The sequence below is a fragment of the Salipiger sp. H15 genome, from assembly GCF_040409955.1.
In the GTDB taxonomy this organism is placed as follows: domain Bacteria; phylum Pseudomonadota; class Alphaproteobacteria; order Rhodobacterales; family Rhodobacteraceae; genus Salipiger.
The window spans coordinates 1,570,252-1,582,572 of record NZ_CP123384.1 but is presented as its reverse complement, the minus strand read 5'-3'; the positions used below and the strand labels follow the sequence as shown (position 1 = coordinate 1,582,572).

Sequence of the window (12,321 nt, the reverse complement as noted above, 5' to 3'; positions counted from 1 at the left end):
CGGTCGTGCAATGTCTATATCACACCCCGGAGGCCGGGATGCCCGTGCGCTCGACCTTCCGCGGCGCGGTCAGTTCCTTCCACGAGCTGAGCGCGCGGCTCACCGGCCCGGCGGGCGGGCGGGCGACGAACTGGCCGTGGCCCTCCTGCGAGCTCATCGCGCCCTCGGTCACCGAGACCTTGCCCCGGCTCAGCACGAAGCGCGGCAGGCCCTTCACCGTCATGCCCTCGAAGACGTTGTAGTCGATGGCCGACTGCTGCGCCTTGGCCGAGATCACCTTCTCGCGCTTGGGATCGAGCACGACGATGTCGGCATCGGCGCCGACGAGGATCGCCCCCTTGCGCGGGTAGATGTTGAGGATCTTGGCGATGTTGGTCGAGGTCACCGCGACGAATTCCTGCGGGGTCAGCCGGCCGGTGACGACGCCCTGCGTCCAGAGCATCGGCAGCCGGTCCTCCAGCCCGCCGGTGCCATTGGGGATCTTGGTGAAATCGCCGACGCCGAAGCGCTTCTGCGCGGTGGTGAAAGCGCAGTGATCCGTCGCCACGCAGGAGAGCGAGCCCGAGGCGAGCCCGGCCCAGAGGCTGTCCTGGTGCGTCTTGTTGCGGAAGGGTGGCGACATCACCCGGCGCGCGGCGTGATCCCAGTCGGCGTTGGCGTATTCGCTCTCGTCCAGCGTCAGGTGCTGGATCAGCGGCTCGCCCCAGACCCGCTTGCCCGCCTGCCGCGCGCGGCGGATCGCCTCGTGGCTTTCCTCGCAGCTGACGTGGACCACGTAGAGCGGCACGCCCGCCATGTCGGCGATCATGATGGCGCGGTTGGTGGCCTCGCCCTCGACCTGCGGCGGGCGCGAATAGGCATGCGCCTCGGGGCCGTTGTTGCCGGCGGCGAGCAGCCGCGCCGAGAGCTCGGCCACCACGTCGCCGTTCTCGGCATGGACCAGCGGGATCGCCCCCAGCTCGGCGCAGCGCTGGAACGAGGCGAAGAGCTCGTCGTCGTTCACCATCAGCGCGCCCTTGTAGGCCATGAAGTGCTTGAAGGTGGTGATGCCGCGGTCCACCACCTCCTTCATCTCGTTGAACACCTGCTCGCTCCACCAGGTCACCGCCATGTGGAAGGAGTAGTCGCAATGCGCGCGGGTCGACTTGTTGTCCCACATCTGCAGCGCGTCGAGCAGCCCCTGCCCCGGCGAGGGCAGCGCGAAGTCGACCACCATGGTGGTGCCCCCGGCCAGCGCCGCGCGGGTGCCGCTGTCGAAGTCGTCGGCCGAATAGGTGCCCATGAAGGGCATCTCGAGGTGGGTGTGCGGGTCGATCCCGCCCGGCATCACGTAGCAGCCCGAGGCATCCAGCACCTCGTCGCCCTTGAGGTTCTGGCCGATCTCCACGATGCGGCCGCCCTCGATCAGCACGTCGGCCTCGTAGCTCAGATCGGCGGTGACGATGGTGCCGCCCTTGATCACTGTGGACATGGTTTCCTCCCTTGGAACTCTGTGCCCGGGGTTTCTTCTGCGAGAAAACGTCCCGGCAGGTCCGCGGCCCGGGGGCCGCGGGCGGGGCAAGGCCCCTTATCTGGTCCTCGCCTCAGGCGACGATCTCCGCGGTCTCGAGCACCGCATGGAAGAGCACGTCGGTGCCTGCGGCGGCCCACTCCTTCGAGATCTCCTCGTCCTCGTTGTGCGAGATGCCGTTCACGCAGGGGCACATGACCATGGTCGCAGGCGCCACCTTGGCGGCCCAGCACGCGTCGTGGCCCGCGCCCGAGATGATGTCGAGGAGCGAATACCCCAGCCGCTCGGCGGCCTTGCGCACGTTCTCGACCAGCTCGGGGGCGAAGGTGACCGGGTCGAAATGGCCCACCGGCTCGACCGCGCAGCCGACACCGAGCTCGGCGCAGATCTGAGGCGCGCGGCGCTCGATCTCGGCGCGCATCGCGTCGAGCTTGGACTGGTCGGGTGAGCGGATGTCGACGGTGAAGACCACGCTGCCCGGCAGCACGTTGCGCGAGTTGGGCGAGAAGGTCACCTGCCCCACGCCGCCGACGGCACCGGGCTGGGCGGCCATGGCCACCTCCTGCACCATCTCGAAGATCCGGCTCATGGCGAGACCCGCGTTCACCCGCATGTTCATCGGGGTCGAGCCGGTGTGCGCGGCGCGGCCGGTCAGGGTGAACTCGAGCCACCAGAGCCCCTGGCAATGGGTGACCACGCCGATGTCCTTGCCCTCGGCCTCGAGGATCGGGCCCTGCTCGATGTGCAGCTCGTAATAGGCGTGCATCTTGCGCGCGCCGACCTCTTCCTCACCCTTCCAGCCGATACGCTTCAGCTCGTCGCCGTAGCTCTTGCCCTCGAGATCCTTGCGCCCGTAGGCGTATTCCAGGTCATGCACCCCGGCAAAGACGCCCGAGGCCAGCATGGCGGGGGCAAAGCGCGCGCCCTCCTCGTTGGCCCAGTTGGTGACCACGATCGGGTGTTTCGTCTTGATGCCGAGGTCGTTCATCGTGCGCACCGCCTCGAGCGCACCCAAGACGCCCAGCACGCCGTCGTACTTGCCGCCCGTCGGCTGCGTGTCGAGGTGCGAGCCGACGTAGACCGGCAGCGCGTCCGGGTCCTCGCCGGGGCGGGTGGCGAACATGGTGCCCATGGCATCGACGCCCATGGTCAGGCCCGCGGCCTCGCACCAACCCTGGAACAGCGTGCGGCCCTCGGCGTCCTCGTCGGTCAGCGTCTGGCGGTTATTGCCCCCGGCGACGCCCGGCCCGATCTTGGCCATCTCCATCAGGCTGTCCCAGAGTCGGTCGCCATCGATCCGGAGGTTCTCGCCCGGTGCCGCCATCTTTTTGTCCTCGCTGCCTTGCTTTGCGTCTTGCATTGCGCGGTCGCGCTTGCGCGGGCCGCGCGTGTTTTTTACCATTTGGTAAAGCCACGATTGCAATGCGCCCCGGACCTGTCAAGAAATCCCTTCCTTGGCCCCCGGCGCGGATGCGCACAGAGCGGGCAGCAGCGCCCGGAAAAGCAGCAGCCAAGGAAAGCCATGCCCGCTCCTCCCGCGACAAAGCCCGAAAAGACGCCTCAAAAGAAGCCCAGCCGAATCCAGATCCGCAACCGCCGCAAGATCATGGATGCCGCGCTCGACGTGTTCTCCCAGCACGGATTCCGCGGCGCGACGCTCGACCAGATCGCCGAGGCCGCGGGCATGTCCAAGCCCAACCTCATCTACTATTTCGACGGCAAGGAGGCGATCCACGTCGCCCTGCTGAACGCGCTGATGACCGAGTGGCTCGACCCGCTGCGCGAGATGGATCCCGAGGGCGATCCGCTGGCGGAACTCCTCGCCTACGTCGCGCGCAAGATGGAGATGAGCCGCCAGTTCCCGCGCGAGAGCCGGCTCTTCGCGATCGAGATCATCCAGGGCGCGCCGCGGATGCTGCCCCACCTGGAGAGTGACCTGAAGCCGCTCTTCGACGAGAAATGCGCGCTGATCGCGGGCTGGATGGCGGCGGGCAGGCTCGCCCCGCAGGACCCGCAGCAGCTCATCATGTCGATCTGGGCTCTGACCCAGCACTTCGCCGACTTCGACACGCAGGTACGGGTGCTGGTGCCTGACGAGGCGGCGGGCTGGGCGGCCGCCAATACGCATGTCGAGACGATCTTCCGGGCGATCCTGACGCCCAGGGGGTGAGGCGGGGCCGTACAGGCCCCGCCCTTGCGATCACTCCGCCGCGCGGGCCATCGGGTTGTTCGGGTGGGTCGTCCAGTCGCCGAACTCGGCGGGCACAACCTTGCCGGTGCGCGGGTCCGTCGCGCCCACGTCCATCCGCTCCATGCTGATGCAGCCTTCGATCGGGCAGACGTTGACGCAGAGGTTGCAGGCCACGCACTCGTCGTCCTTCACGGTGAAGACCCGGTCCGGGGACATGGCGATCGCCTGGTGCGAGGTGTCCTCGCAGGCGGCATAGCAGCGCCCGCAGGAGATGCAGAGGTCCTGGTCGATCTTCGCCTTGGAGATGGCGTTGAGGTTGAGGTTCTGCCAGTCCGACACGTTCGGCACCGCGCGGCCGACGAGGTCGGAGAGCCCCACGCCCTTCTCGTCGAGGTACTGCGACAGGCCCGAGATCATCTCCTGCACGACCTTGAAGCCGTAGGTCATCGCCGCCGTGCAGACCTGCACGTTGCCCGCCCCCAGCGCCATGAACTCCGCCGCGTCGCGCCATGTCGTGACGCCGCCGATGCCCGAGATCGGAAGGCCCCGGGTTTCCGGCGAGCGGGCGATCTCGGCCACCATGTTGAGCGCGATGGGCTTCACCGCCGGGCCGCAGTAGCCGCCATGCGCGCCCTTGCCGTCGATGGTCGGCTCGGGGGCAAAGAGGTCGAGATCGACCGAGGTGATCGAGTTGATGGTGTTGATCAGGCTGACCGCGTCGGCCCCGCCGCGCTTGGCGGCCTCGGCGGGCTTGCGGATGTCGGTGATGTTGGGGGTCAGCTTCACGATGCAGGGCATGCGCGAGTTCTGCTTCACCCAGCGGGTCACCATCTCGATGTACTCGGGCACCTGCCCCACCGCCGAGCCCATGCCGCGCTCGCTCATCCCGTGCGGGCAGCCGAAGTTCAGCTCGACCCCATCCGCGCCGGTCTCCTCGACCAGCGGCAGGATCGCCTTCCACGCCGCCTCCTCGCAGGGGACCATGAGCGAGACGACCAGCGCGCGGTCGGGGTAGTCGCGCTTGACCGCCTTGATCTCGCGCAGGTTCACCTCGAGCGGGCGGTCGGTGATCAACTCGATGTTGTTGAGCCCCAGCAGCCGCCGGTCCGCACCCCAGATCGCGCCGTAGCGCGGGCCGTTGACGTTGACCACCGGCGGGCCTTCCTCGCCGAGGGTCTTCCAGACCACCCCGCCCCAGCCCGCCTCGTAGGCGCGACGGACATTGTACTCCTTGTCGGTCGGCGGCGCCGAGGCCAGCCAGAACGGGTTGGGCGACTTGATGCCCACGAAAGTGCTCGTCAGATCAGCCATGTCGGTCCCTCCTCAGCGCATCAACGTGGCGTGGATGTCTTCGGCCGCGTCGCGGCCCTCGGCGACGGCGGTGACGGTCAGGTCATCGCCCCCGGCGGCGCAATCGCCCCCGGCCCAGACCCGGGCCACCGAGGTGCGCCCCGGCCCCTCGACGGCGATCTTGCGGCCCGCGAGCGCGGGGAGGCCGTCCGTCACGAGGCTCTGGCCGATGGCGCGAAACACCTGGTCGGCGGGCAGGCGGAAGCTCTCGCCCGTCGGGGTGAGGTCGTCGCCGGTGAACTCGAACTCGATCTCGCGCACCGCGCCGTTGCCGTGCACCGCCTTGGGCGTGGCGTTGCAGATGATCCGAACGCCCTTGGCCTGCGCCAGCTCCTGCTCGAAGGCGCTTGCCGCCATGCGCTCCTGCGATCGGCGGTAGACGATGGTGACGTTGAGCGCGCCCAAGAGCTTCGACTGAACGGCGGCGTCCACGGCGGTCATGCCGCCGCCGATCACCACCACGTCGCGGCCAACCGGCAGCGCCGAAAGATCGCCCGCCTGCCGCAGGTCGGAAATGAACTCCACCGCGTTGCGCACGCCGTCGCGGTCGTCGCCCTCGATGCCCAGCGCGTTGACCCCGCCGAGGCCGATCCCGAGGAAGACCGCGTCGTAGTCGGAGGTCAGTTCCGCCAGCGTGAGGTCGCGCCCAAGCATCCGCCCGGTCTCGATGGTGATGCCGCCGATGCCGAGCAGCCAGTCCACCTCGCGCGCGGCGAAATCGTCGGTGCTCTTGTAGGCGGCGATGCCGAACTCGTTGAGCCCGCCGGGCTTGGCGCGCGCGTCGAGGATGACCACGTCATGGCCCTTCATCGCCAGCCGGTGCGCGCAGGACAGGCCCGCGGGCCCCGCGCCCACCACCACGACGCGCTTGCCCGTGGGGGCGGCACGCTCGAAGGGGTGGATGTTGCGCGCCATCACCCGGTCGGTGGCATAGCGCTGCAGGCGGCCGATCTCGACCGGCTTGCCCTCGGCGGTCTCGCGCACGCAGACCTCCTCGCAGAGCGTCTCGGTCGGGCAGACCCGGGCGCACATGCCGCCAAGGATATTCTGCGACAGGATCGTCTTCGCGGCCGCCTCGGGCGTGCCGGTGGCGATCTGCCGGATGAAGAGCGGAATGTCGATCGAGGTCGGACATGCCGTCGCGCAGGGCGCGTCATGGCAGAAGTAGCAGCGGTCCGCCGCCACCAGCGCCTCGTGATCGTCGTAGGGTGGGTGCAGATCGGAGAACCCCGCCTCCAGCGCCTCCGGCTCCAGCCGTGCCGCGCGGATCCCGCCTGCCAGTTGTCTTGCGTCCATCGGTCGCCTCCCCGCTGCCTTTGCGCAATGGAGAAACGCTCTCACAGGTCGATTTTTTTATCAATCGGTAAAATAATTGTGGGCGCTGCCCGCAGGGAAACCGTCAGGGACTGCCCAAAACGCAGGCGGAAAAGCAGAAAGGCCGCGCATCGCTGCGCGGCCTTCCAAAGATCGTACGGGCAGAAGGATCAGTTCTGCGCGTAGTATTCGATCACGAGGTTCGGTTCCATCTGGACCGCGTAGGGCACGTCGGCGAGGCCGGGGGTGCGCACGAAGGTCGCGGTCATCTTGGAGTGGTCGACCTCGATGTAGTCGGGAACGTCACGCTCTGCGAGCTGGACGGCCTCGAGCAGGACAACCATCTGCTTCGACTTGTCGCGAACCTCGATGACGTCGCCTTCCTTCACGCGGTAGGAGGGGATGTTCACGCGCTTGCCGTTCACCAGCACGTGGCCGTGGTTCACGAACTGACGGGCTGCGAAGACGGTCGGCACGAACTTGGCGCGGTACACGACGGCGTCGAGGCGGCGCTCGAGCAGGCCGATCAGCAGCTCGCCGGTGTCACCCTTCAGACGCTCTGCGTCGCCGAAGATGCGGCGGAACTGCTTCTCGGTCAGGTCGCCGTAGTAGCCCTTGAGCTTCTGCTTGGCGCGGAGCTGCAGACCGAAGTCCGACATCTTGCCCTTGCGGCGCTGGCCGTGCTGGCCCGGGCCGTATTCGCGCTTGTTCACCGGGGACTTCGGACGGCCCCAGATGTTTTCGCCCATGCGGCGGTCGATTTTGTACTTGGCAGACGTGCGTTTGGTCACGGCTGATCTCCTTCATGAGTTGTGAAGGGCGTTGTCCTCCTGCCCGAAGGCCGACAGGCATCCCCTTGCGGGGGCCACCAACACCAATGAGCGGGCGCTTATATTGGGATTGCGGGGGGAGTCAACATCCCTTCGCGCGATCACCGCGCTTTCGCCGCGCTCCGCGTTTAATCACGGATTAAGGCCCCCGCGCGCAGAATGCCAGAACCTCGTGCCGGAAGCAGCGGGCCCGACCGCGCGCGAGGTGCCGACTGGAATTTGGCCGACTGTGATTTGGCCGACTGGAATTTGGCCGACAGGAGAAACGCCGATGCGCGCAGCCGAAGGTGCAGAGGTCATGCAGGGAATTGCGGGCGAAGGCGCGCGGGTCACGCAGCTCCGCGGCCCGGGCCGGAATCCGCACTCCGGGGGCGGCACGGGGGCCGTCCTCGACGCGGCGCTGGACCTGCGCGACCGCGACATCCTGCAGCGCGTCCGGGCGGCGATCCGGCACCGGCAGGTCATGCTGGTGTTCCAGCCCGTCGTCCAGGCGCGCGCGCCTCGGAACGTGGTGTTCCACGAGGCCATGCTGCGGGTGATGGACGAGACCGGGCGCATCGTGCCCGCGCGCGACTTCATCTGGGAGGTCGAGGATCTCGAGGAGGGGCGCATCCTCGACTGCCTTGCGCTCGAACAGGGGCTGGCCGAGCTGATCCGCGCGCCCGGCCTGCGCCTCTCGGTGAACATGTCGGCCCGCTCGATCGGCTACCGGCGCTGGATGCAGGTGCTGGACAAGGGCCTTGGCGCCGACCCGACCCTCGCCGGTCGGCTGATCCTCGAGATCAGCGAAAGCTCGGCGATGCTGCTGCCCGAGCTGGTGATCGGCTTCATGAACGACCTGCACCGGCGCGGCATCACCTTCGCCATGGACGATTTCGGCGCGGGGCAGACCGTGCTGCGCCACTTCAAGCGCTTCAGCTTCGACATCCTCAAGATCGACGGGCAGGTGATCAGCGGCATCGACCGCGACCCTGACAACCAGGTCCTGCTGCGCGCCATCACCGCCATCGCCGAGCAGTTCGACATGTTCACCGTCGCCGAATCGGTCGAAACCCGGGCCGAGGCCGAGCTTGCCGCGGCCTGCGGCGTCACCTGCCTGCAGGGCTACCATCTCGGCGTGCCGGTGCCGCGCCCGGGCTGGCGCAGCGCGGATGCGCCCGCTTCCCCGGCGTGACTTTCAAGCGTTTCCGGGCGCTTGCGGACCCGGCCGCCCCCGGCGCGGGCACCCCCTCCCCTGTTTCCCGGCGATCTGCGACCAATTGCGCTATCAGGTGCAATTCCGCACTTCGGCCCCTGTGCAGGCGCGAAACCGCACGTTATCAACAGGACTGAGGCCATATGCGGAGCGCCCTGACCCCGCCACGAGGGCGGTGGAAGCGCGTTCCGACGACACGCTTTGCTTGAGGGAGAACTTCATGACCAACGTCGTAATCGCATCCGCGGCACGGACTGCCGTCGGCAGCTTCAGCGGCTCCTTTGCCAACACACCCGCCCATGATCTCGGCGCGGCCATGCTCGAAGCGCTGGTCGCCCGCGCGGGGATCGAGAAGGGCGAGGTCTCCGAGACCATCCTCGGCCAGGTGCTGACCGCGGCGCAGGGCCAAAACCCGGCGCGCCAGGCGCATATCAACGCCGGCCTGCCGAAGGAAAGCTCGGCCTGGTCGATCAACCAGGTCTGCGGCTCGGGCCTGCGCACCGTGATGCTGGGCGCGCAGCACATCCTGCTGGGCGATGCCGACATCGTCTGCGCCGGCGGCCAGGAGAACATGACCCTCTCGCCCCATGCCGCGCACCTGCGCGCCGGCCACAAGATGGGCGACATGACCTACATCGACACGATGATCCGCGACGGTCTGTGGGATGCCTTCAACGGCTACCACATGGGCCAGACCGCCGAGAACGTCGCGCAGCAGTGGCAGATCAGCCGCGAACAGCAGGACGAATTCGCCGTCGCGTCGCAGAACAAGGCCGAGGCCGCGCAGAAGGCCGGCAAGTTCGACGACGAGGTGATCCCCTTCACCGTGAAGACCCGCAAGGGCGACATCGTCGTCGACAAGGACGAGTACATCCGCCACGGCGCGACGCTCGAGGCGATGCAGAAGCTGCGCCCGGCCTTCACCAAGGACGGCTCGGTCACCGCGGCAAACGCCTCCGGCATCAATGACGGCGCCGCCGGTGTGCTGCTGATGAGCGCAGACAATGCCGCGAAGCGTGGCATCGAGCCGCTCGCCCGCATCGTCTCCTACGCCACCGCCGGTCTCGATCCGTCGATCATGGGCGTTGGCCCGATCCACGCCTCGCGCAAGGCGCTGGAGAAGGCGGGCTGGAAGCCCGAGGACCTCGACCTCGTCGAGGCCAACGAGGCCTTCGCCGCGCAGGCCTGCGCGGTGAACAAGGACATGGGCTGGGATCCGTCGATCGTGAACGTGAACGGCGGCGCCATCGCCATCGGCCACCCGATCGGCGCCTCGGGGGCCCGCATCCTGAACACGCTGCTCTTCGAGATGAAGCGCCGCGATGCCAAGAAAGGCCTCGCGACGCTCTGCATCGGCGGCGGCATGGGCGTCGCGCTCTGCGTCGAGCGCGACTGATCGAAATGAGGAAGGGGCGCCGCGGCGCCCCTTTTTCTTTGCGCCGCCATGCTGCACGTGCAAAATGGTCGCGCAATATTGTTGCTAGATTAAATTAACTTCGGTAACAACGTTACTGTGGTTCGGAAGTTCCATATTGGAGGACAGAATGGCGAAAGTTGCATTGGTCACAGGCGGCAGCCGCGGGATCGGGGAGGCGATCTCGAAGGCACTCAAAGCCGAAGGGTACGAAGTGGCCGCGACCTATGCCGGGAACGACGAGAAGGCGCAGGCCTTCACCGCGGACACGGGAATCAGGACGTACAAATGGGACGTGGCGGATTACGAGGCCTCGAAGGCCGGTATCGCCCAGGTCGAGGCTGACCTCGGACCGATCGACGTGGTGGTCGCCAATGCCGGCATCACCCGCGACGCGCCCTTCCACAAGATGACGCCCCAGCAGTGGAAGGAGGTCATCGACACCAACCTCACCGGCGTCTTCAACACCGTCCACCCGGTCTGGCCGGGCATGCGCGAGCGCAAGTTCGGGCGGGTCATCGTGATCTCGTCGATCAACGGCCAGAAGGGCCAGTTCGCGCAGGTGAACTACGCCGCGACCAAGGCGGGTGACCTCGGCATCATCAAGTCGCTGGCACAGGAAGGCGCGCGCTACGGCATCACCGCCAACGCGATCTGCCCCGGCTACATCGCCACCGAGATGGTCATGGCCGTGCCCGAGAAGGTCCGCGAGTCGATCATCGCGCAGATCCCGGCGGGCCGCCTCGGCGAGCCGGAAGAGATCGCGCGCTGCGTGGTGTTCCTTGCCGACGAGAAGGCCGGCTTCGTGAACGGCTCGACGATCTCGGCCAACGGCGGGCAATTCTTCGTCTGACGATCCCTACATCGATTACGGGGGGCCCCGGCTGCGGAAGCGCCGGGGCCCTTTCGCGTTTCGCCTCCGCGGCTGTGCACTGGTGCAGCCCATCCGCGCGGTCATGTTCGTTTTCCGCAAACCCGCGATGGCCCATATTGGGATCAAATCTTCATCAGGAGAGAGACCATGCTTACACAGATCAAGGGCCTGCATCACGTGACCGCGCTGGCCAGCAGCGCGTCTCGGAACAATGCCTTCTTCACCGGCACGCTCGGCCTGCGCCGGGTCAAGAAGACCGTCAACTTCGACGCCCCCGACGTCTATCACCTCTACTACGGTGACGAGGTCGGCACCCCCGGCAGCGTCATGACCTACTTCCCCTTCCCGCACGCAGCCCGCGGCCGCCGCGGCACGGGCGAGGTGGCGACCACCGCCTTCGCGGTTCCCGAGGGTTCGCTCGACGCCTGGGAAGCCCGGCTCTCCGAGGCCGAGGTGAAGGGCATCGAACGGCTCAACCGCTACGGCGAGCATCGCCTGACCTTCGAAGGGCCGGACGGTGACGGGCTGGCGCTGGTCGAGGCCGAGGACGACCGCGCCCCGTGGACGGCGGGCGGCGTCGGCGAGGACATGGCGATCCGCGGCTTCCACTCGGTGCAGATGCGCCTGCGCGACGCCGGCCCCACGGCCGAGCTGCTGGGCGCCTTGGGCTACAAGGAGGAATGCCGGCAGGCCAACGTGATGCGGCTCGTGCTGCCCGAGCACAACGGTGCCGGGACCATCGACATCGAGACGATCGACGCCCCGCGTGCCGCACAGGGCGCCGGCAGCGTGCACCACATCGCCTTCGCGGTCGACGATCGCGCGGCCCAGCTCGAGGTACGCAAGGCGCTGACCGAGCAGGGCTTCCAGATCACGCCGCAGATCGACCGGGACTATTTCTACGCGATCTACTTCCGCAGCCCCGGCGGCGTGCTCTTCGAGGTCGCGACCAACGAGCCCGGCTTCGATCGGGACGAGGACCGCGCCCATCTCGGCGAGGCGCTGAAACTACCGACCCAGCACGCGCATCTGCGCGCCCAGCTCGAGAAGACGCTCGAGCCCATCGGCTGACCTTCCGCCCCGGTTCTTCCGGGGTGCCACTCCCCTCTCAGGGCAGCGCCCCCGGAGCCTTGAACTCCGGGGGCGCTTTCTTTCACAGGGCACCACGTGCACGACCTTCCGAATGCGAGGACCATGTGGCCCGCGCCATCCTTGCAAGGGTGAAAAGGGATGTGGGTTGAAAGGCGTGCTCTGAATTGCCGCGGTGTCGCGCCGGTCGGCGCCTTGCCCTGTCGCCCGGGCCCGATTCTCCGGGCCCGGAACCTCTGTGATCCTTCGGCGCGGCGGCCGGTCGGATCGGGTTGCTTCCGTCAGCTCTCTAGGCGGGTGGGTGGCGCTTCGCGAGGAAGGCTACCTGCCCGGACCGTGTCAGGTGGCCTCGGCCGAGAGCCTGCTAATCTCTTCCTTGATACGGAGTTTCTGCTTCTTCAGCGCTGCGACATGCAGGTCGTCCACGCCCGGACTGCGCTGCATTTCTTCCACTGTGATGGCGAGGTTTTGGTGCTTCTTCTTCAGTTCCTGCAGGTGTGAAGTTAAGCTCATCATGTCCTCCTTTTTGCTTTGGGCATGTCCAGTGCAGCACA

At 67.5% G+C, this 12,321-nt stretch carries 11 protein-coding genes; 5 read left to right on the top strand and 6 right to left on the bottom strand.

The window, feature by feature from the left end; all coding sequences use genetic code 11:
- Positions 1-19 precede the first annotated feature (19 nt).
- Positions 20-1,471 carry a dihydropyrimidinase gene (hydA, locus tag PVT71_RS07750; protein ID WP_353471223.1) on the bottom strand — a complete coding sequence of 484 codons (1,452 nt, stop codon included), beginning with the start codon at positions 1,469-1,471 and terminating at the stop codon, positions 20-22.
- Between the two features lie 112 nt (positions 1,472-1,583).
- Positions 1,584-2,834, bottom strand: coding sequence for a Zn-dependent hydrolase (locus PVT71_RS07745; RefSeq protein WP_353471222.1), 1,251 nt, complete (start codon positions 2,832-2,834; stop codon positions 1,584-1,586).
- Between the two features lie 198 nt (positions 2,835-3,032).
- On the opposite strand from PVT71_RS07745, the gene PVT71_RS07740 reads away from it, so the two are divergent.
- On the top strand, positions 3,033-3,680 hold the full coding sequence (locus PVT71_RS07740) for a TetR family transcriptional regulator C-terminal domain-containing protein (RefSeq protein ID WP_353471221.1): 648 nt from the start codon (positions 3,033-3,035) through the stop codon (positions 3,678-3,680).
- A gap of 30 nt (positions 3,681-3,710) precedes the next feature.
- Here the strand turns inward: PVT71_RS07740 and preA are convergent, their stop codons facing one another.
- The 3 genes from preA to rpsD all read right to left on the bottom strand — a co-directional run bounded on the left by preA (position 3,711) and on the right by rpsD (position 7,156).
- Positions 3,711-5,012 carry an NAD-dependent dihydropyrimidine dehydrogenase subunit PreA gene (gene preA, locus PVT71_RS07735; RefSeq protein WP_353471220.1) on the bottom strand — a complete coding sequence of 434 codons (1,302 nt, stop codon included), beginning with the start codon at positions 5,010-5,012 and terminating at the stop codon, positions 3,711-3,713.
- Positions 5,013-5,024: 12 nt separating this feature from the next.
- Complete coding sequence (locus PVT71_RS07730) at positions 5,025-6,347, bottom strand: NAD(P)-dependent oxidoreductase (RefSeq protein ID WP_353471219.1); 1,323 nt, start codon at positions 6,345-6,347, stop codon at positions 5,025-5,027.
- A 188-nt stretch (positions 6,348-6,535) separates the two neighbouring features.
- Positions 6,536-7,156 carry a 30S ribosomal protein S4 gene (gene rpsD, locus PVT71_RS07725; protein WP_353471218.1) on the bottom strand — a complete coding sequence of 207 codons (621 nt, stop codon included), beginning with the start codon at positions 7,154-7,156 and terminating at the stop codon, positions 6,536-6,538.
- 310 nt (positions 7,157-7,466) lie between these two features.
- Here rpsD and PVT71_RS07720 point away from each other — a divergent pair, with 310 nt between their 5' ends.
- The 4 genes from PVT71_RS07720 to PVT71_RS07705 all read left to right on the top strand — a co-directional run bounded on the left by PVT71_RS07720 (position 7,467) and on the right by PVT71_RS07705 (position 11,749).
- Positions 7,467-8,369: an EAL domain-containing protein gene (locus PVT71_RS07720; protein ID WP_353471217.1), complete on the top strand. Its 903-nt coding sequence runs from the start codon at positions 7,467-7,469 to the stop codon at positions 8,367-8,369.
- Positions 8,370-8,610: 241 nt separating this feature from the next.
- The gene (locus PVT71_RS07715) at positions 8,611-9,786 is read left to right on the top strand and encodes an acetyl-CoA C-acetyltransferase (protein ID WP_353471216.1); all 1,176 of its coding nucleotides are present in this window, start codon (positions 8,611-8,613) and stop codon (positions 9,784-9,786) included.
- Positions 9,787-9,934: 148 nt separating this feature from the next.
- Positions 9,935-10,657, top strand: coding sequence for an acetoacetyl-CoA reductase (phbB, locus tag PVT71_RS07710; RefSeq protein WP_353471215.1), 723 nt, complete (start codon positions 9,935-9,937; stop codon positions 10,655-10,657).
- A 168-nt stretch (positions 10,658-10,825) separates the two neighbouring features.
- Positions 10,826-11,749, top strand: coding sequence for a VOC family protein (locus PVT71_RS07705; protein WP_353471214.1), 924 nt, complete (start codon positions 10,826-10,828; stop codon positions 11,747-11,749).
- A gap of 357 nt (positions 11,750-12,106) precedes the next feature.
- On the opposite strand, the gene PVT71_RS07700 is transcribed toward PVT71_RS07705, so the two are convergent.
- On the bottom strand, positions 12,107-12,280 hold the full coding sequence (locus tag PVT71_RS07700; RefSeq protein WP_353471213.1) for a DUF465 domain-containing protein: 174 nt from the start codon (positions 12,278-12,280) through the stop codon (positions 12,107-12,109).
- Positions 12,281-12,321: the final 41 nt, after the last annotated feature.

What these genes read in the sequence shown, in the direction of transcription:
- PVT71_RS07730 (WP_353471219.1), bottom strand. Translation starts at nt 6,347, where the DNA reads ATGGACGCAAGACAACTGGCAGGCGGGATCCGCGCGGCACGGCTGGAG.
- PVT71_RS07720 (WP_353471217.1), top strand. Translation starts at nt 7,467, where the DNA reads ATGCGCGCAGCCGAAGGTGCAGAGGTCATGCAGGGAATTGCGGGCGAA.
- PVT71_RS07745 (WP_353471222.1), bottom strand. Translation starts at nt 2,834, where the DNA reads ATGGCGGCACCGGGCGAGAACCTCCGGATCGATGGCGACCGACTCTGG.
- preA (WP_353471220.1), bottom strand. Translation starts at nt 5,012, where the DNA reads ATGGCTGATCTGACGAGCACTTTCGTGGGCATCAAGTCGCCCAACCCG.
- hydA (WP_353471223.1), bottom strand. Translation starts at nt 1,471, where the DNA reads ATGTCCACAGTGATCAAGGGCGGCACCATCGTCACCGCCGATCTGAGC.
- phbB (WP_353471215.1), top strand. Translation starts at nt 9,935, where the DNA reads ATGGCGAAAGTTGCATTGGTCACAGGCGGCAGCCGCGGGATCGGGGAG.
- PVT71_RS07700 (WP_353471213.1), bottom strand. Translation starts at nt 12,280, where the DNA reads ATGAGCTTAACTTCACACCTGCAGGAACTGAAGAAGAAGCACCAAAAC.
- PVT71_RS07740 (WP_353471221.1), top strand. Translation starts at nt 3,033, where the DNA reads ATGCCCGCTCCTCCCGCGACAAAGCCCGAAAAGACGCCTCAAAAGAAG.
- PVT71_RS07715 (WP_353471216.1), top strand. Translation starts at nt 8,611, where the DNA reads ATGACCAACGTCGTAATCGCATCCGCGGCACGGACTGCCGTCGGCAGC.
- PVT71_RS07705 (WP_353471214.1), top strand. Translation starts at nt 10,826, where the DNA reads ATGCTTACACAGATCAAGGGCCTGCATCACGTGACCGCGCTGGCCAGC.